Origin of the sequence: Chryseobacterium sp. VAUSW3, assembly GCF_002205795.1 — a bacterium.
In the GTDB taxonomy this organism is placed as follows: domain Bacteria; phylum Bacteroidota; class Bacteroidia; order Flavobacteriales; family Weeksellaceae; genus Kaistella; species Kaistella yananensis.
This window is the reverse complement of the sequence record NZ_NIUY01000002.1, coordinates 877,401-896,166: the sequence shown is the minus strand read 5'-3', so window position 1 is coordinate 896,166 and position 18,766 is coordinate 877,401. Positions and strand designations below refer to the sequence as shown.

Here is an 18,766-nt window from a genome sequence, read left to right as displayed (position 1 = left end):
AAGGTTATCTTCCGAACATTTTATCGTCTTTATCTGTTCTTGTACCATCTTCGAGACGATACTCCTTCAGCATCGGGTGGTAGCCAATATCTTCCATATTAAGGATGACACGGAGATCCGGATGGCCTTTAAATTTAACTCCGTAGAATTCGAAAGTTTCTCTCTCCATCCAGTTAGCACCGGCATAGAGGTCGGTCATTGAATCTACTTCGGCATTTTCTTTTGGCATAAAGGCTTTCAGACGAATTCTGAAGTTGGTCATCATGTTATGAAGATGATAAATTACGCCGATTTCTTTTGCCGGATTTTCGGGATAATGAATTCCGCAGATATCTGTAAGGAAATTTATTTCTAAAGATGAATCTCTTAGATAGTGAATTACCTTTTTGATGTCTTCTTTTTTTATTTCTAAAGTAAGAAGATCATATGGTTCTGAATGCGAGATTACTGAATCCGGAAATTCTCTTGTAATTGCTTCTAAAACAAATTCGTTTGTCATTGCCAAATTAATTTATGCCGTAGGATTCCAGTAAGTTTTTATATTCAGGAAGATCTCTTCTGCGGATACTTTCGTTTTCGCAAAGTGCCTGTACCTGCATTACGCCTTCAATAATCTGTTCCGGTCTTGGCGGGCAGCCGGGAACATACACATCTACAGGAATAATTTTATCGATTCCCTGAAGTACAGAGTAAGTATCGAAAATGCCACCGCTGGAGGCACATGCGCCCACAGCAATCACCCATTTTGGCTCAGCCATCTGGGTATAAACCTGCTTCAGTACAGGTCCTAATTTTTTAGAAATAGTTCCGCAAACCATCAGCATATCTGCCTGTCTTGGGGAGAAGGAGTTTCTTTCCATCCCAAATCGTGAAGCGTCGTATGTCGGGTTCAGTACAGCCATAAATTCAATACCACAACATGAAGTGGCAAAAGGAAGTGGCCATAGCGAAAATTTACGTGCCATGCCTATTACACTGCTGAGTTTGGTTGCGAAAAATCCTTCGCCCTCAAAACCCTCAGGTGGTTCAGCATCCATTCTTATAATCGGTTTGTTATCTGACATTTTTGTTTCTTTTAAGATTAATTAAAATACGAAAAATGGGGTTTATTTATCCCAGTCTAAAGCTCCGCGTTTCCATACGTAAATGAAAGCGAGGAAAAATACGGAGATGAAAGTAAGCACCGCCAAAAATCCTTCTACACCAAATTCGCGCAGATTAACTGCATATGGATAGAAAAATACAATTTCGATATCGAAAAGTACAAAAAGAATTGCGGTAAGAAAGTATTTTACAGAGAAAGGAGTCCGGGCATTGCCTTCTACATCCACACCACACTCGAAGCTTTCATTTTTTTTAGTAGAACTTGCCTTCTGTCGCGGGCCTAAAAAGTGTGTTCCTAAAATACAAAGTAGTACGAAACCAAAACCAACAGCAAACTGAATGATAATGGGAAGATAGTTTTCTGGAATATTCATGCTTACATTATTTTCTCAATATGCAAATTTAATGAATAAAGATGTAAGGAAGAAATTTAACTCTAAGAATTATAATTTTATAATTAATCCCCGGTAATTTAGAATTAGTAAAAATAACTATTTCTTTCCTGTGTTTTTCATGCGCTTCAGTACGAGAAAAGCCAGATATCCGATGTATAAAAACAGGAAACTTGCGAAAAGGATATTGATGAGGCTGTTGGTGCGCTCATCAGCAACCTGAAAAAATTGATTGTAGACAATAAAACCAACAATAAGAAGCAGATAAACGGAAAGTTGTTTTTTCATTTTAAGGATTTTAAACAATAATTGTTACTGAATTTCCATTGCATAGGTTCTTCTCCGCTTGTGATTTACCGGGTTATAATCCTGCCACAGCACCTGTACGCTTTTGTTTTCTTCCAGCTCCGGATTGGTTTCAGCAAACTTAATTCCCATTTTGCTGAATCTTAAGAATATTTCTTTAAAAATAATGGCGGTAACCCCACGGCGCTGGTATTCCGGATGGATGCCGATAAGATAAAAATTCGCGCGGTCGTTTTTCTTCCCTGCCTGCAGAAAATGCCACCACCCGAAAGGCAGAAGTTTTCCTTTTGATTTCTGCAACGCTTTGGAATAAGACGGCATTGTAATCGCAAAAGCAACAAGCTGATGATTTTCATCTTCCACGCAGATCACATAATTTTTATCAATGAAAGGGAAGTATTTCTCGCGGTAAGTTTTGATCTGCTCCTCTGAAATCGGGGTGTACGTGGAGAGCGAATTATAAGTCTGATCTAAAAGCTTGAACATGGGCTCCACCAGCGGTAAAATTTCTTTTTTGTTTTTGAAGTCAATCACATTCAGTTTGTATTTCTGTGCAATCAAAGAACTGAATTTGTTAACTTTTTCCGGCAGTACGGTTGGGAAATTCATTTCAAATTCTACCCATTCTTTTTCTTTAACCAACCCAAGTTTTTCCATGTGTTTTGGGTAGTATTCGAAATTGTAAAGGCCGATCATTGTTGCAATCTTATCAAAACCCATTGTCAGCATTCCCGATTTGTCAAGATTGGTAAATCCCATGGGACCTTCAATTTTTTTTATGCCTCTTTCTTTGGCATAATTCACAGCAGTATCGATTAAAAGTTTAGATACTTCCAGGTCATCAATAAAATCGAGCCAACCGAAGCGTACTTTGCTGATGCCCAATTCTTTTTCTTCCTTATGGTTGATCATTACAGCGATTCTACCCACAATCTTTCCGTTTCGTTCCGCAAGAAACTGTTTGGCTTCTGAATACTTAAAAGCAGGATTTTCTGCGGGATTCCAGATGTTTTTTTCCTCGTTGATTAAAGGCGGTACATAATTTTTGTTATTTTTGTAAAGTTCCATAGGAAAAGTGATGAATTTTTTTAAATCCTGAACACTTTGTACTTCCTTTATTAATATTGCGGACATGCTGTTTTGTTTGAAAAAACAAAGATAAAGGATAAAAACAAATATAAAAACTTTGGCACGTTTTTTACTTTCAAATTACAGTTTGAACATTTAATAAATAAAAAGAAAAAATGACAGGTTATTATCTAATTATTGGACTCTCGATGCTTGTAAGTTGGTTGGTGTCAGCAAGATTGAAATCTAAATTCGAGCACTATTCTCAGGTTCATTTAAGAAACGGAATGTCCGGAAAAGAAGTGGCGGAAAAAATGTTGAGAGATAACGGAATACACGATGTACAGGTAATTTCAGTACCCGGACAACTTACCGACCATTATAATCCGGTAAACAAAACAGTGAATCTTTCAGAAGGAGTTTATATGCAGCGCAACGCCGCAGCAGCCGCAGTTGCAGCACACGAGTGCGGACACGCGGTACAGCATGCTGTAGGATATTCGATGCTTCAGCTTCGTTCCAAACTCGTTCCGATTGTAAGCATCAGTTCAAACCTCATGCAGTTTGTATTAATAGCGGGTATTGTGCTGATGAGTGCAACGCAAACCATAGAAAATCCGAACGGAAATACGACGGTGCTCGCGATTGGTGTTGCTATGTTCGCCGTTACCACCCTTTTCGCTTTCGTGACTTTGCCGGTGGAATATGATGCAAGTAACAGAGCAATGAAATGGTTGAAAGACACCGGAACAGTTACTTCAGAAGAATATGTTGGGGTAAAGGATTCATTAACTTGGGCAGCAAGAACTTATCTGGTTGCAGCACTCGGTTCTTTGGCACAGCTGCTGTATTGGGCATCGATGCTTATGGGCAGGAGAGATTAACCTAGTTAAACCGGAAAGAAATATTTTGCATCTCGGACAGTTGTTCCGAGATGTTTTCTTTTATGGAAGTTTTTATTTTAGCGGTGATGATACATTTCTCATCGGACAGAAAGTCCAGAATTCTTCCATCGAATTTACTGAGTAAAGTAAAGATTTGGTTTTGTTGACTGAAGCCGAAGCTTATTTCAATCTCAGACTCCAGTTCCTTTTTAACGATTTCTGCTTCCTCCAATGTAATTTTTGCAGACTCTTTATACGTTTTTACGAGACCGGAAACGCCAAGTTTTGTTCCGCCGTAATACCGAACCACAATAACTAAAACATTCGTTATTTCGTGAGCCAAAAGTTGATTGTAAATTGGCAGGCCTGCGCTTCCGGAAGGTTCGCCGTCGTCATTAGCGCGGTAATTTTCACCTTTTATGCCAAGCCGGTAGGCGTAGCAGTGATGCGTAGCTTTCGGGTGTTCTTCGCGTATTTTTTCTAAACTTTTCTTCAGTTCTGCTTCATCATCAACAGGAAAGGCAAAACCGATGAATTTGCTTCCTTTTTCTTTTAAAAGAATGTTTTCTACAGGTGATTTTATAGTATTGAAAGAAAATTCCAAGTTTAGAAGTTTTTATGAAATTCAATGATATTGTCTCTGAAATTTTTTGTTTCGAAATCTCCGTGATGAAATTCAGGTGCTTTTGTTCCGTTGGTCAACTTCAGGTTTTCATTTTTAATGATAATCGCTTCGTCCCAAATCTCTGCATCGATAAACTGTTGAAGTGTAAAACTTCCGCCTTCAACAATCACCGACTGTATTTGATTTTCATAAAGTTTTTGCATTAAATTTTCAAGAAAGTTTTCCTTTTTAATTTTGATTAATTTTATGTTACTTTCTTCTGAATCTTTTACCCCATTGAACACTAAAGTTGGCGCTTCGTTATTGTAAATATTAAAGTTTTCAGGAACCTTCAGATCAAAATCAATCAAAATTCTTACGGGATTTCTTCCTGTAATTTCCCTTGTCGTTAGCCCGGGATTATCTGTTAATGCTGTATTTGTTCCCACCAAAATTGCGTGTTCTTCACTTCTTAACTGATGAACAAACTGTTTGGTCAAACTGTTTCCGATTTGGGTAGGTTTAAAATCTTTATCCAGAAATCCGTCTCCCGACTCTGCCCATTTCAGAATGATGAATGGTCTTTTTTTCTGGTGAAACGTAAAAAATCTTTTATTCAGTTCCTGGCATTCAGTTTCTAAAACTCCGGAAATCACTTCGATTCCGGCATTTTCAATCATCATTTTTCCTTTTCCATTCACTTTTTCATGAGAATCCAGGGTGCCGATGACCACTTTTTTAAATCCGGTTTCGGTTATTTTATTCGCACACGGCGGTGTTTTTCCGAAATGAGCGCAGGGTTCCAGCGACACATAAATCGTGGCTTCTTTTAATAATGCTTTGTTTTTTACCGAATTAACTGCGTTGATTTCTGCATGGTTTTCTCCTGCCTTTTGATGAAAACCTTCACCAATTATAAGGCCGTTATGAACAATAACGCTTCCTACCAAAGGATTGGGATAAGTGTATCCCACAGCTTTTTTTGCCAGGTCAATGCAGCGTTTCATGTATATTTCGTCGGTCATCGTTGGATTTCAAGTTTTGATAACTAAAAACACCCAACAGTTGCCGGGTGTTTATTTGTAGTGGTTGTATTCATTTTCCGGGATTGGGCTGGGCAACTTTTATTTCCGGAATTTTATACTCGATCATTGTTGCCATCAAATGGTCGCGCTGTTTTGCCAGTGCTTTTGCGGCAGATTTCAGATCTCCGTACATTCTTTTTGCGTACGACATGATCAGGAAACTTTTCTGGCCTCCATTCTCCATATTTTTGAAACGGTAAATATTATATTCAATATAAGAATCGCCGTTTTCGGGAGCTTCAGAAATAAAATAATCTACGATAAACTCTTTGCCGTCCGGACTTTCGGTCACGTTAACTTTAGCGAATTTATCTTTTTTCTCCCGCTGCTGCACCGATTCAACCTTTTGTCTCACCGCAAGTTCCGTTTCGATTTCTTTATTGAAAAAAGAAAAATCCAGGAGTTGGTTGAAATTCTGCAGGTTTTCGTCTCTCGGAATGTACTGTTCCTGGAAAAGGGTTTTGGAGCGCTGTTTCGATTGGGTGATATAAAATTCGGTCCCGTCATATTCAATCGGATTCGGAAACGAAAGAATGCTCATTTCGTTTTCCTGCGCGTTGGAAAATGAGAAAGAACTGATGAAGAGTGCTAAGAATATTTTTTTAAACATTTTTTACTGGTTTTCGCCTGAAAGGATTTTGTGAAGGCTCTGTTTCATGGCTTCGAGCTGAGATTTTTTCTCATCGATTTTCTCGAAAGTATCCTTCAGTAAAGGATTGGTTCGCGAAGAATTGCTGAAAAAGCCGACATTGTTTTCCATCTTTACGATTTCTGCTTCCAGATCTGCAATCTGGTTTTTAATTTTCCGGGCTTTGTCTGTAAGCTGGTTTTCAGAAAGACCTTCTTCTTTCAGATCATATTCGTGAATTTTGTTGAGTTTCAGTTTTTCTCTCAGTGTTTTGTTGAATTCGCTGTTGATGGATAATTTTTCGCGCGGTACTTTGCCTATATTATTCCAGCTTGTTTTTATGTGTTCAATTTTTTCTACACTTCCTTCTTCATCAGAAATCGCTTTCAGTTCCTCAAGAAGCTGTTTTTTATTCTTGTAGTTTTCTTTCCAGTTGTCGTTTACTGCATTGTTTTTTTCTCTATAATTATTGAAAAAAGCGTTGCAGGCTTCACGGAATTCATCCCACACTTTATTGGTCATACTGCGCGGGACGTGGCCGATTTTCTTCCAGTCATCCTGAAGCTTTTTGAAGAGAGGCACCGCAGTTTCCCAGTCTTCAGAAAGGCTGTTGTCTTTGGCGGTCTGTATCAGTTTCAGTTTTTCCTCCAGATTGGTATGCTGCGAACTTTTCAGTCCTTTATAAAATTCGTTTTTTACGGTGTTGAAATTCCTTAAATGAAGTTTGAAATCGTTCCAATTCTGGTTGGAAACTTTTCGCGGAACACTTCCAAGCTTCAGGAATTCGCTCCTTAATTCCTCAATTTTTTTAATTGAATTTTGCCAGTAGCTGTGGTTGGGTTCTTTTTCCGGGGCAGCAAGTTTTTTTATTTGCTCGATGATTTTATTTTTCTTCTCGAGGTTGGCGTTCTGTTCTTCATCAATCTGAGCCGAAAGTTCAGATTTTCTTTCATGAATTTTATTGGAAATTTCCTTGAATTCTTCCCAGGTTTTTTCACGGAATTCTTCAGCAACCGGTTCGGCTTCTTCTTTCCAGAGTTTGTGCAGATACTGCAGTTCATTCAGTGCTTTCTGTACCGCAGGTTCGGTTTCCAGCTGTTTTGCACGCTCTATGATATGCTGGCGTTTTTCCAGATTATGGGCAAATTCCTGCTCCATATATTCTTTATTCATATCCAACATCTGATAGAATTGGTTCAGATGATGAAAATAATTGTTGTTGAGCAGTTTGAACTCGGATTTAGCGACCTGCCCGGCATTTTTCCAGGCTTCTTTTATTTCGCGGATGGCTTTAAAGAGGTTGGTTCCGGCTTCGGTATTGGAATACAGATTTTTAAGTTTTTCAATAATCTGCTGTCTTTCTTCCAGGTTTTTTGTGTGTTGTTCTTCCTGTTTTTTGCTGTACTCATTGTTTTTCTCGCGGAAAATTGTAATGAGGCCGGCAAGTCTGGAAAGATCTGGGTGCTGGAAGTGGAAATCTTCCGCCGCATTTCCTGCCGCGATGAACTCGCTTTTCTGATCTTCTGTTTCGTCTTGAATATAGTGATTTGCCTGTTCTTTCAAATGATTGAAAGTTCTGAAATGTACACCAGCATCTTCTTTATTGATGATGGCTTCCATTTCTTTAAGGATTTCGGGTAACGTTAAATGTGCAACAGATTCCAAAACTTCTTCATGATGATCTTCATGGGGTTCGCCTTCATCAGCTTTTTCAGGATCGATTTCTGAGAGTACTTTTTCGTCAGGTGCTGTTTCTGCAGATTTCTGTGTGTCTACATCGGCCTGGTGTTCCGGTTTATCCTGTAAAACTTCTTCTGTCGAAATTTCTGAATTTTTACCCGCAGGTTGTTCAGGCGATTGCTCTACAGGAGTTTCTGCCAGGGCATCTGTGTTTACTTCTGTTGTGTTTTCGGAACCATTTTCCTGGGAAACCTCTTCATGAAGTGGTTTTTTTTCATTGTTGTCAGAGACTGAATCTTCTGTGATCATAGCAAACTTGTTATTAGAATTGTGCGGCAAAACTTTATTACCGGAATTTTGACGTTAAACAGAGCACTAATTTAACTTATTTTTTTTAAAAGTTCCAAATTTCCCAGTTTTTTTCTGCCTGCTGTTCAAGCATATAGAAACCGTTCACTGTTTTGGCTCCTTTTTCAGAAGATTTTTTAATAAAACTGGTATAATTTGGATTGTAAATCAGGTCGATAACAAGGTGCTGATCGGTGATTCCATTGAAAGCAAAATCCAGGCAGTCATCCACATTCGGAAAGGTACCCACCGGAGTGCACTGGATAATAAGACGGTTTTTAGAAACCATTTCTTCCGTTACATTTGCGAAATTTAAGTCCCCGTTTCGCGAAACAGTTTGATAAGGAATGTTATTTTTTTCAAGAACATACTGTACCGCTTTTGCTGCGCCGCCATTACCTAAAACCAGCGCCGCATCCTGAAAATCTTTACGGTGAAGCAAAAGTGTTTTTTCGAATCCGAAAACATCGGTATTAAATCCTTTTTTTATCTGATCTTTAATGAAAATGCAGTTTACCGCACCTGTTTTTTCTGCCTCATCACTGAGTTCGTCCAGGTAGGGAACTATTTTTTCTTTGAAAGGAATCGTAACATTCAGTCCAACCAGGTTTTGGGTTTTAAATAAAGTTTCGATTTCCGACAGATCCTGCAGATCATATACGTCGTAAAAATGATTCTTCAGCATCAGCCGCTGAAATTTATCTTCGAAATATTTCTTGGAAAAAGAGTAGGAAATGTTCCGCCCAATGATTCCAAACTTTTTTTGCTCTTCCATGCTCCAAAAATAATGAATGCGCTTTGAAGAATTGCTATTTCAGGAATAATTTTATTTATGAGTTATATCTGTTTTTTTTAAATTCACTGTTGTTTCTTCTTCAACTATTTAAGTATTTCTAAGAATAAAATCTAAACGTTCTTCCCGTGGTAATACCGGGATGCAAAAAGGCAGGAAGAGTATTCCTGCCCTCTGATGGAAATCAGATTTCCTCTAAGTGTTTATAATCCGTCGCCGTCCAGAAGGTTTCCTAAACCGCCGAGGATGCTGCCCTGTTCTCCTTTTTTCGTGGTGCCAAACTGCAATATTCTGCTCGCAAGTCTTGCGATTGGAAGGGTCTGTATCCACACTTTTCCTGGACCGCGAAGCTGTGCAAAGAAAAGACCTTCGCCTCCGAAAATCGAGTTTTTTATACCTCCTACAAACTGAATGTCATACTGCACTTCTTTGGTGAATGCCACGATGCAGCCGGTATCGATTTTTAAGATTTCTCCGGGCTGCAGTTCTTTTTCAATGACATGTCCGCCGCTGTGAACAAAAGTCATCCCGTCGCCTTCCAGCTTTTGCATGATGAATCCTTCACCACCGAAAATGCCGGTCCCGAGTTTTTTCTGAAGTTCAATTCCTACAGAAACGCCTTTTGCGGCACACAGGAAGCTGTCTTTCTGGCAAATTACTTTACCGCCAAGTTCGGAAAGATCCAGCGGAATGATTTTACCAGAATACGGTGCCGCAAAATTAACCTGTCTTTTCTGTGATGATGTATTGGTAAAAACCGTCATGAAAAGGTTTTCGCCGGTAAGCATTCTTTTTCCGGCAGAAAACAGCTTGCCCATCAATCCTTTTTCTGTCCCGTCACCAAAGAGTGTTTCCATGGTAATTCCTTCAGTCATCATCATAAAACTTCCGGGTTCGGAGATTACGCTTTCATTGGGATCCAGTTCTATTTCTACACACTGCATTTCTTCGCCGTGAATTTTGTAGTCGATTTCGTGGTTGTTCATTTTTAAAATTATTTTTCAGTTATTAGTATTGCATAAGGGTTAATTGTTACTTTAAGCAGTCCCGGTTGAAAAAAACCGGAAGATTTTTCTTCCGGCATTTAGTTTTGAATGGAGTTCCGAAAATTACTCTACAATAAATTTGGCAGTGCTGTTTCCTGCTTTCAGGATGTAAACGCCTTTCGGCAGATTTTTTAAAGCAATCTTTCCTGAGTTTTTAAAAGGCTGCGCAATGCTCTGCACCAGTTTTCCTGTGAAATCAAAAATTTGTGCGGTTTTAATTTCAGACAGGTTTTTACCGCTTACATTTACTTCACCGTTCTTCACAGGGTTTGGATAGATGCTGATCGCATTTTTACTTGCAGAGCTTTCGTTTACACCGGCAGAGGGTGCATAACAGGTCCAGCTCATGTCATCAATTGCCACTCTGTTTGTGGTGCTTGAGTTCTGAAGTGTAATTTCTACAGGACCGGGTACGTTAATATCTGTTACTGTTGTGGTGGTAACTGTAGAACTGTATGGAACTGTTTTACCTGTATCTGTACCGTTAACAAAGATTTTTAAAGTCCCTGCTGAGCCGGAAAATTTAAGTTGAGTTGTTACTTTTAGGTTACCGATTCCGTTTGGAACTGAAAGTGCTGTAACAAAACCGTCTCTAATAGTGATGGCTCTTCCGTTAATCGTCTGGTCGGTTCTGGAGTCTTCAGATGTCCATGAAATTCCGTTGCTCGTCCAGTTATACGTAGAGTAATTGGAAGAACTTGGAGGTATGGTTTCGAAGTTTTCGTCACCGCAGTTTGCGCTTAGTGCTGTAGTGGTAGCAGTAACCGTATTACTTTGAGGCGAAACATTTCCTGCGGCATCTTTAGCTATAATATAAATAGAATAAGTGGTTAACGGATTTAAGTTAGCAATGTTCGTGGAAGTTGAACTTGTAGATCCCATAAGCTCTCCGTTTACATAAATATCATAAGATGTTACTCCTACATTGTCCGTAGCGGCTGTCCACTGTACTGCGATATTATTTGATCCGACTGAACTCACGGTTAGATTTAGCGGAGCTGTTGGCGCCTGTGTATCAGTCAACGTTGTACCGGTGGCGGTATTGCTTTGCGCTGAGGCATTGTTTGCTGCATCTACTGCGATCACGTAGAAGTTGTAGGTTGTTCCCTGGGCAAGTCCAGAAACTGTAGCTGTTGGTACATTGGAGTTGCTGTGGAAGCTTCCGTTTACAAAGATTTTATAATATGAAACACCTACATTGTCTGTTGAAGCAGTCCAGCTCAGATTAGCTGAAGCGGTGGTTGTGGAAACTACTGCTAAATTTGTAGGAGCAGAAGGTGCCTGAGTATCCAAAGTCTGGCTTCCCCAAATCAGCTGAACCCATTCCGGGTGGTCAATAAACGGATTTCTGTTTTTTTGGAAAATATAAGAAGCGTTGTTCCGCTCGATTTCTGTCGGTGAAACAGGATCCTGAGTAGACCATGCAAGCAGTACATCTCTTTCCCACGCCTGTAAACCAGGGTATGCGGAACCGCCCAGCATGTTTCCGGTAGAGAAAGATGACAACCTGCTCTCATATCTTGTCACGAAATAAAAAATCATTCGGGCGATATCACCTTTAAATTCATCAATAGGCTCAGCAACGGTTCCTCCGTAACCCGGTGAACTGCTGGGTCCTACTTTGGTCCCATTTTTCGACGTGAAAGAAGGATTGTTAACAGCCCCGAAAGGGTAGTTGCTTCGCATTCCATTCACTTTTCCGTCGGTTGGCCGTACGAAATGGATATCGCCGCGCATAGGTGCCTGCTGGTTGAAGAAACTTTGGGGAACTACATGTTCGCGGTTGTAGCAGTCGCCTTCCACACTGTAGTTGCCGCATTTTTTAATTCCGTGTCTGTACGTATAAGGATCCGTTCCGGCTGGATTCTCTGAATACATATCGAGCACGGTTCCGTCGTTTTCATAAAAGTGGTCGGAATCTGTTGTTGGATATCCGTTGTACAGACCGTCGTACCCGTTGTCTTTATGTCCGGCAGTAATAATCGCGCTGAGTTTTGTTTTCAGTGCGGCGCCGGTTAAGCCTTCGGTGCCATTGTAATATCCTGCAGGTGCCTGAGCGAGAGCAAGAGAAAACATGAAGCCAAGTAAAAGAGTGGTGAATTTTTTCATGTAAATTAAAATAAAATTGGGAGGGTAAAGTTATAAAAAAATCAAATCGGAAGAATAGATTGTTATCCACACTATTTTACGCGATTAAATAAGGATTTTTAAAAGAACTTGCTTTATGAATGAACAAAATAAAAAACCGGCAGATGCTGCCGGTTTGTAATTATTGTGATCTTTATCTGAATTTATTCTACAATAAACTTCAAAGTCTGGTCTGCAGTTTTCAGGAAATAAACACCCTTTGCTGTGCTTTTTAAAATAATTTTATTTGAATTCTTAAAAGGTTCACTGATGGTTTGCACCACCTGTCCCGAGATTGAAATAATCTGAACAGAAGAAATCTTCGCCATATTGTCTCCACTTACGGTAAGTGCGCCGTTGCGAACGGGGTTCTGGGAGATTTTCAATGTGTCTTTTTTCGCCGTATTTTCATCGGTACCCAGGGTTGAGGTCCAGATCATGGCAACATATTCCGGATGGTCGATATAAGGATTTCTGTTTTTCTGATATACATAGGCGTAGTTATTTCTTGCAATTTCTTTTGGCGAAACAGGGTCATTTTGGTGCCACAACATCAGCAGATTGATATACCACTGGTCGAAGCCACGGTTTTTGCTGCCGTCCTGTGGATTGTTTACATCGTTATAATTAAATTCCGGCAGTTGGTCTTCGTATCTTGTGATAAAATAGAGCAAACTTCTGGCAACATCACCTTTAAATTCATCAATCGGTTCAAATACAATTCCTGCAAAACCTGGGAAGTTGCTTACTCCACGTTTGGATCCGTTGGTTGAAGTATATGAAGCGGTTCCTACAGTCCCGAACGGATAATTGTTTCTCATGCCGTTTACTGATCCATCTGTAGGCAATACATGTAGATAATCATTCTTCATCGGCGCACCTTCATTAAAGAATCCCTGAGGGAAAACATGTTCTCGGTTGTAGCACTGCCCTTCAGCATTATAGTTTCCACACTGGTTGGTTCCCGGGGTATAGCTGTAAGCATCGGGACCTGCAGGTTTTTCGGAATAAATGTCCAGAATGGTATTGTCTTTTTCGTAAAATTTGTCCAAATCACCAACTTTGTAAGCTTCCCAAAGGCCTCCGTAACCATTGTCCTGATGACCGTTGGTTACAATTTCCTTGAGTTTTGTTTTCAGAGAATACCCGGTTAATCCCGTGGCTGCATCGTAATATCCGGCCGGAATCTGCGCGTTTCCGAAACTCACAGCGAAAAGCGTGATGAGTAAAATAGTAGAATTTTTCATGTGCTGAAGTAAAATTTAAGGAGGCAAAGGTAGAAAAAATTATAACGCTAAATCCTTATCAGGCAGTAAAATAAGACTTATTGATTTTTGAGAAAATCCAGGAAACCATGAAGCCGAAAACCGCTGCTGTAGCACCTACAATAAGATAGTTAATCAGGCGGATGCGAACCGGAAAAGCCAGTTCGGTTCCTGCGCCGGCTTTGAAGAAACCTGTGCTGATCTGGAAATAACTGATGGCCGTACCCAGAACCAATCCGCTCACAATACCGAAAAATACGATTAAGAGACCGGTGTAGAAATAGATGTTGCGCAATGATCTTAAATTCATTCCCAAAGAAATGAGTGATTTTGCCTGCTCTTTTTTGTCGAGTTGAAGAATGATGATTGCGCCTGCCAGATTGAAGGTGGTAATAAAAATAACCAGACTGAAGATGAGGTAAATAAAGAGTTTCTCTGTATTAATCATTTTCCAGAAAGCGGCATTTTCCTCAGATTTGGTTGTTACAATATATTTTCTGCCCAGTTTTTCCTTCAGCTGATCTTTTACTGCATCCGTCAACTCAGGGTTTCTGAGTTTAATTACGATTTTATATGCCGATTTTTTTGGCAGATCAAGCAGTTCTCTCGTCAGTTCAATGGGGGAGATAATGGTATTGTCGAGCTGGTCGTTACCGGGGAAAACTCCGGAGACAAAAATTTCCCTTTTGTTGAAGATGTCTTCTTCTTTGCTTATGATTCCGGTGCCGGATTTGGGCATCATCAGACTGGCAAAATCCGAACTTTCGCCTATGGGAATGGCGAGGCGATTATCGAGTTTATTTTCCAGCAATACTTCGTTGGAATATTTAAAACTAGGATAGGTGCCGTAGAAAATGTTCTTATCGATGGGGTTTACGAAGATATAGGCAGAATCTACGCCACGCAGGTTTGCGATATCCCCGTTTTCGCGGAAGTTGATATACACGCGCTCTTCAATTACTTTCGAAAAGTGTGCGATTTCCTTATTTTCACTCAGGATTTTGGTGGCTTTGTCGATCGAAGGGAGCGTTTTCCCCTCATTGCTTTTCACCGTAATATCTGCGTGAAGATTTGCAATAAGGTCTCTGTTAAGATCCTCAAGTCCCGAGAATACGGATATGATGATGAACATTGCCGTTACCGCAACCATCATAGCCAACGCAGCCAGCCAAGTAATGAATGTTACCGCTGTGCTTCCTTTTTTGGCCAGAAGATACCGTGTCGCTATGTAAAGGGGAGTGTTTCGCAAGGAAAAGAATTTAACTGAATTTTAATTAGAGTACCGGGTTGTCGCCTTCACCTTTCAGTTCGCGTTCAATTCGTTCCACATCATCCAGCGTGGTATCCAGATAAAAATTGATTTCAGGAATAATTCTTACCTGTTTCCCCATTTTCTGCCCCATGAAATTTCTGTACTGCGCTTTGTTTTCGTTAATTTCCTTCATAATCTGAGTGCGGAATTCCTGCGGGAATATGCTTAGATAGATTTTAGCGATGCTTAAATCTGCCGTTACCTTCACATCCGAAACGGTTACCAAAAAAGTCTGCTTGCTTTCCTTGGCCTGTTTGCGGAAGTATTCAGCGAAATCCTCCTGTATAATCTGGGCTACTTTTCTTTGTCTGTTACTTTCGTTCATGCCGCAAATTTACTATTTTTGTTTGAAATAAAATGGAAGAGCGAATCTGGAAATCTGAAGAATCAATGCTGGCCACTCAAACAAGAATATTATGAAAATTGAACACCTCGGTATTGCCGTAAAATCTTTAGAAACCTCCGATAATCTATTTGCCCGGCTTTTAGGAAAAGGATTTTATAAGCAGGAATCGGTGGAGCGCGAAGGTGTTACCACCTCTTTCTACGAAGTTGGCGAAAGTAAAATTGAACTTCTGGAAGCCACCAATCCAGAAAGTCCCATTGCCAAATTTCTCGATAAAAAAGGGGAAGGAATTCACCACATCGCTTTTGGAGTTGAAAATATTTATACCGAAATCGAAAGATTAAAGGAAGAAGGATTCATTTTTATTTCTGAAGAGCCCAAAGACGGAGCCGACAATAAACTGGTGGTTTTTCTTCATCCGAAGTCGACGAACGGTGTTTTGGTAGAATTATGTCAGGAAAAGCCTTAAAAACTTTTAGAATTTCAAAAAAATATTTACATTTGCACACTCGCAAAACAGAGGGTTTTGATCCTTTTGTTTTCTGGCCTTGTAACTCAGCTGGTTAGAGTAGCTGACTCATAATCAGCAAGTCCTTGGTTCGAGCCCAAGCTGGGCCACTTGAAATTCCGCAACCTGTTTGCGGAATTTTTTTTTTCGTTGAACAGAAAGTGTGTGCACAATGTCCTCTGTGTAGGAAAATGGTAGGAGCAGTAGGCGTTCAGTGTGACCACTTTTTTAACTGATTCTTTTCTTACTGGTAGCTTTTACCCATTCCTTTTTTTTACACTTGGGACAGACGAGCGATGATGCTGAAGTTTTATGTTCGGTGTAGGCGCAGAAAATACATGAGTAATGGCCGGCTGCATCAATTCTTTTCAGGGGGTTGTTCAAGGAGTCGGGCATTACAGAAAGTCCGGGTTTGATTTCTGCGTCTGAATAATAAAAGACGCTTAATTCGCCTGAAGTCTCTTCAATGGCGGCCTCCACCTGGCCAAGGTGAGAAATACCCTTCAACCTGAGTTCAGCAAAGAATTCGTCGCTTCCGAGATTTTCTTTTTTAAAGTTTTCCAGGACAAAAACACCGTCCTGAATAAGGCATACCGGTTTTCCTTCCAGCAGATTTTCGACTTTTTTAGATTTTCCCACGATGTAGGTGAGTGCCGCGTAGAGGACAATAATAATGAGAAAAACGAGTATCGTGAAGGCAAGTCCGACCTCTTTATAAAACATGGGATCGCCGGCTGCAGAACCCAGACCGAGGATCACCACCAGTTCAACGACCGACAGCTGCTTTACCCCACGTTTCCCCATGAACCGCAATCCGATGATGATAATCAGGAACATAATGAAAGTCCGGAGCGCAACTTCGGTGAGAAAAGACCAGTCTTCAGTGCCGAGAAACAGGGCGGACCAGTCGATGGTAATCATGTGATTCATTTTTTACTGTTTGTTCAGCTGAAGCCAAAATGATGCCTACCTGAGCACTGAACGGTCTGAATTGAACGAGGTGAAGCGTTTCCTCTGTTAAAGAATCATACTCAGCTGCACCCTCTTCCTTGCCTCATCCACTTCTGTCACCCTAACCTGAACGTGCTGATGAAGTTTCACCACCTCATTCACATCGGAAACAAAACCGTCTTTCAGCTGAGAGATGTGCACCAGTCCGCTTTCCTTTATCCCAAGGTCCACAAAGCAGCCGAATGCCGTGATGTTGTTTACGATGCCGGGAAGGATCATTCCGGTTTTCAAATCTTTAATGCTTTTAACGCTCGGGTCAAACTCAAAGATTTTGGCAGCTTTCCTCGGATCTAAGCCGGGTTTTTCAAGTTCTTTCAGGATATCTTTAATTCCTAAAATTCCAACAGTTTCTGTGACATATTTTTCAGGACTAATCAATGCAATTTTTTCTTTATTGGCGATGAGGTCGATAGTTTTAATTCCTAAATCTTTTGCCATTTTTTCAACAATTGGATAAGCTTCCGGATGTACCGCGGAATTGTCGAGCGGGTTTTTTCCATTGGCAATTCTAATGAAGGCTGCTGCCTGTTGATACGCCTTTTCACCTAGTCTCGGAACTTTTTTCAGTTGTTTGCGGTCTTCAAACGCGCCGTTTTCTGCACGGTAATTCAAGATGTTTTCTGCCATCTTTTCCCCGATTCCGGAGACGTAACTCAACAGGGATTTGCTTGCTGTGTTGAGATTGATTCCCACTGCGTTCACACATTTCATCACGGTAGTGTCCAGCTCATTTTTAAGTAAAGTTTGGTCCACATCGTGCTGGTATTGTCCGACGCCGATGGATTTCGCATCAATCTTTACGAGTTCAGCCAACGGATCAGAGAGTCTTCTGCCGATGGAAACCGCACCACGAACGGTTACATCATAATTCGGGAACTCATCTCTTGCGATTTTACTCGCTGAGTAAACAGACGCACCCGCTTCCGACACCACGAAAACCTGTGGCGGCGTATCGAAAGCGATTTTCTTGATAAAGAATTCGGTTTCGCGGCTTGCGGTGCCATTTCCAATCGAGATCGCCTGAATATTATAGGCATTGACCATGGAGCGGATTTTCTTCATGGCCATGCCTGTTTCATTCTGTGGGGCGTGCGGATAAATGGTTTCGTTGTGCAGCAGGTCACCTTTTTCGTCGAGACAAACTACCTTACAGCCGCTACGGTAACCCGGATCAATTGCCAGAATTCTTTTTTCTCCCAAAGGCGGAGCGAGTAAAAGCTGCCTTAGATTTTCAGAAAAGATATCAATGGCTTTAATGTCGGCTTTTTGTTTGGCTTCCTGCAAAGTTTCATTTGAAATGGCCGGTTCCAAAAGTCTTTTATAGCTGTCTTTAATGGCCAGCGCGATTTGGTCGGCACAGTCGCTGTTTGATTTAATGACGGCATTTTCGATGAGGTCGAGGGCTTCGTCTTTATCAATATTGACGCTGGTTTTCACGAAACCTTCCGCTTCGGCACGCAGCATAGCCAGAAGCCGGTGGGAGGGAATACGGTTGAGGCTTTCTTCCCAGTCGAAATACTGGGCGAATTTCTGTGCGGCTTCGTCCTCTTTCTTCGCTTTCACAACTTTTGAAATAATCACTGCTTTACGCTGGAAGAGCCTGCGCAGGTTTTTCCTTACATACATGTTTTCGTTGATCCACTCTGCCATGATGTCCCGTGCGCCCTGTAAAGCTTCTTCTTCCGTGGCAACCGAGTCATTGAGGTATTTGGAGGCGAGAAAATCCAGATTACCCGCTTTCTGGCTCATGATGATTTTAGCCAATGGTTCCAGACCTTTTTCTTTCGCGGCATCAGCTTTGGTTTTTCTGCGTTTTTTAAAAGGAAGATAAAGGTCTTCAAGTTCCTGAATATCGAAACTTGTTTCTATGCGCTGTTTTAAATCCGGGGTGAGTGCATGCTGCTCTTCAATGGATTTCAGGATGCTTTCTTTCCGTTTGATGAGTTCTTCAAACTGATTGTTGAGTTTAGCGATTTGTTCGATCTGTACCTCATCCAGATTTCCGGTGGCATCTTTCCGGTAGCGTGAAATGAAGGGAATGGTGCAGTCTTCGTTCAGCAGTTTAAGCGTTGCGCTGATGCTGTTTTCGGGGATCTGAAGGGTTTTCTGAATATAGGAAGTAGAAGTCATAGCAATTTTTGAGGTTGCTAAAATAGGGAGATTTCCCGGAATGACTCAAATATAGAGGGGTTAAAAGCGGTCCCGAATACAGGTTTTGGTTGGAGGTTTGAAACGCTAACCTCAGCATCAGCGAATACA

At 40.8% G+C, this 18,766-nt stretch carries 19 protein-coding genes and 1 tRNA gene; 3 read left to right on the top strand and 17 right to left on the bottom strand.

Translation table 11 applies throughout. The features are described from left to right. Nucleotides 1-4: 4 nt before the first annotated feature. From CDW55_RS09410 to CDW55_RS09390, 5 genes are all read right to left on the bottom strand, one after another. Entirely contained in the window at nucleotides 5-499 is a 495-nt protein-coding gene (locus CDW55_RS09410) for an NADH-quinone oxidoreductase subunit C (protein WP_088469474.1), read from the bottom strand. 7 nt (nucleotides 500-506) lie between these two features. Continuing rightward, a complete protein-coding gene (locus CDW55_RS09405; RefSeq protein WP_088469473.1) occupies nucleotides 507-1,064 on the bottom strand; it encodes an NADH-quinone oxidoreductase subunit B in 558 nt (185 codons plus the stop codon). Nucleotides 1,065-1,106: 42 nt separating this feature from the next. Beyond that, nucleotides 1,107-1,478, bottom strand: coding sequence for an NADH-quinone oxidoreductase subunit A (locus tag CDW55_RS09400; protein ID WP_088469472.1), 372 nt, complete (start codon nucleotides 1,476-1,478; stop codon nucleotides 1,107-1,109). A 117-nt stretch (nucleotides 1,479-1,595) separates the two neighbouring features. Beyond that, nucleotides 1,596-1,784, bottom strand: a complete 189-nt coding sequence (locus CDW55_RS09395; protein ID WP_088469471.1) for a hypothetical protein — start codon at nucleotides 1,782-1,784, stop codon at nucleotides 1,596-1,598. Nucleotides 1,785-1,808: 24 nt separating this feature from the next. After that, on the bottom strand, nucleotides 1,809-2,936 hold the full coding sequence (locus tag CDW55_RS09390) for a GNAT family N-acetyltransferase (protein WP_088469470.1): 1,128 nt from the start codon (nucleotides 2,934-2,936) through the stop codon (nucleotides 1,809-1,811). 110 nt (nucleotides 2,937-3,046) lie between these two features. Here CDW55_RS09390 and CDW55_RS09385 point away from each other — a divergent pair, with 110 nt between their 5' ends. Then, entirely contained in the window at nucleotides 3,047-3,754 is a 708-nt protein-coding gene (locus CDW55_RS09385; RefSeq protein WP_088469469.1) for a zinc metallopeptidase, read from the top strand. Nucleotide 3,755: 1 nt separating this feature from the next. On the opposite strand, the gene CDW55_RS09380 is transcribed toward CDW55_RS09385, so the two are convergent. From CDW55_RS09380 to rbfA, 10 genes are all read right to left on the bottom strand, one after another. Further along, nucleotides 3,756-4,358, bottom strand: coding sequence for an IMPACT family protein (locus tag CDW55_RS09380; RefSeq protein ID WP_088469468.1), 603 nt, complete (start codon nucleotides 4,356-4,358; stop codon nucleotides 3,756-3,758). A 2-nt stretch (nucleotides 4,359-4,360) separates the two neighbouring features. Further along, complete coding sequence (gene ribD, locus CDW55_RS09375) at nucleotides 4,361-5,383, bottom strand: bifunctional diaminohydroxyphosphoribosylaminopyrimidine deaminase/5-amino-6-(5-phosphoribosylamino)uracil reductase RibD (RefSeq protein WP_088469467.1); 1,023 nt, start codon at nucleotides 5,381-5,383, stop codon at nucleotides 4,361-4,363. Between the two features lie 70 nt (nucleotides 5,384-5,453). Next, nucleotides 5,454-6,053, bottom strand: coding sequence for a hypothetical protein (locus CDW55_RS09370; protein WP_088469466.1), 600 nt, complete (start codon nucleotides 6,051-6,053; stop codon nucleotides 5,454-5,456). Between the two features lie 3 nt (nucleotides 6,054-6,056). Further along, a complete protein-coding gene (locus CDW55_RS09365; protein ID WP_088469465.1) occupies nucleotides 6,057-8,060 on the bottom strand; it encodes a DUF349 domain-containing protein in 2,004 nt (667 codons plus the stop codon). Between the two features lie 85 nt (nucleotides 8,061-8,145). Then, complete coding sequence (locus tag CDW55_RS09360; protein WP_088469464.1) at nucleotides 8,146-8,874, bottom strand: shikimate dehydrogenase family protein; 729 nt, start codon at nucleotides 8,872-8,874, stop codon at nucleotides 8,146-8,148. Between the two features lie 221 nt (nucleotides 8,875-9,095). Beyond that, complete coding sequence (locus CDW55_RS09355; protein WP_088469463.1) at nucleotides 9,096-9,878, bottom strand: TIGR00266 family protein; 783 nt, start codon at nucleotides 9,876-9,878, stop codon at nucleotides 9,096-9,098. A gap of 123 nt (nucleotides 9,879-10,001) precedes the next feature. Then, nucleotides 10,002-12,047 carry an endonuclease gene (locus tag CDW55_RS09350; RefSeq protein ID WP_088469462.1) on the bottom strand — a complete coding sequence of 682 codons (2,046 nt, stop codon included), beginning with the start codon at nucleotides 12,045-12,047 and terminating at the stop codon, nucleotides 10,002-10,004. A gap of 182 nt (nucleotides 12,048-12,229) precedes the next feature. Beyond that, the gene (locus tag CDW55_RS09345; protein WP_088469461.1) at nucleotides 12,230-13,312 is read right to left on the bottom strand and encodes an endonuclease; all 1,083 of its coding nucleotides are present in this window, start codon (nucleotides 13,310-13,312) and stop codon (nucleotides 12,230-12,232) included. Nucleotides 13,313-13,370: 58 nt separating this feature from the next. Continuing rightward, nucleotides 13,371-14,579: an ABC transporter permease gene (locus tag CDW55_RS09340; RefSeq protein ID WP_088469460.1), complete on the bottom strand. Its 1,209-nt coding sequence runs from the start codon at nucleotides 14,577-14,579 to the stop codon at nucleotides 13,371-13,373. Between the two features lie 25 nt (nucleotides 14,580-14,604). Continuing rightward, nucleotides 14,605-14,967 (bottom strand): 30S ribosome-binding factor RbfA, encoded by a 363-nt coding sequence (rbfA, locus tag CDW55_RS09335; RefSeq protein WP_088469459.1) that lies wholly within the window; start codon nucleotides 14,965-14,967, stop codon nucleotides 14,605-14,607. Nucleotides 14,968-15,058: 91 nt separating this feature from the next. On the opposite strand from rbfA, the gene mce reads away from it, so the two are divergent. Both mce and CDW55_RS09325 read left to right on the top strand, forming a co-directional pair. Then, entirely contained in the window at nucleotides 15,059-15,457 is a 399-nt protein-coding gene (gene mce / locus CDW55_RS09330) for a methylmalonyl-CoA epimerase (RefSeq protein ID WP_088469458.1), read from the top strand. A 75-nt stretch (nucleotides 15,458-15,532) separates the two neighbouring features. After that, nucleotides 15,533-15,606 (top strand) — tRNA-Ile (locus tag CDW55_RS09325). Nucleotides 15,607-15,724: 118 nt separating this feature from the next. On the opposite strand, the gene CDW55_RS09320 is transcribed toward CDW55_RS09325, so the two are convergent. Together CDW55_RS09320 and CDW55_RS09315 are read right to left on the bottom strand one after the other, a co-directional pair. Beyond that, nucleotides 15,725-16,426, bottom strand: a complete 702-nt coding sequence (locus CDW55_RS09320; protein WP_088469457.1) for a DUF421 domain-containing protein — start codon at nucleotides 16,424-16,426, stop codon at nucleotides 15,725-15,727. An 87-nt stretch (nucleotides 16,427-16,513) separates the two neighbouring features. Further along, nucleotides 16,514-18,637: a Tex family protein gene (locus CDW55_RS09315; RefSeq protein ID WP_088469456.1), complete on the bottom strand. Its 2,124-nt coding sequence runs from the start codon at nucleotides 18,635-18,637 to the stop codon at nucleotides 16,514-16,516. Nucleotides 18,638-18,766: the final 129 nt, after the last annotated feature.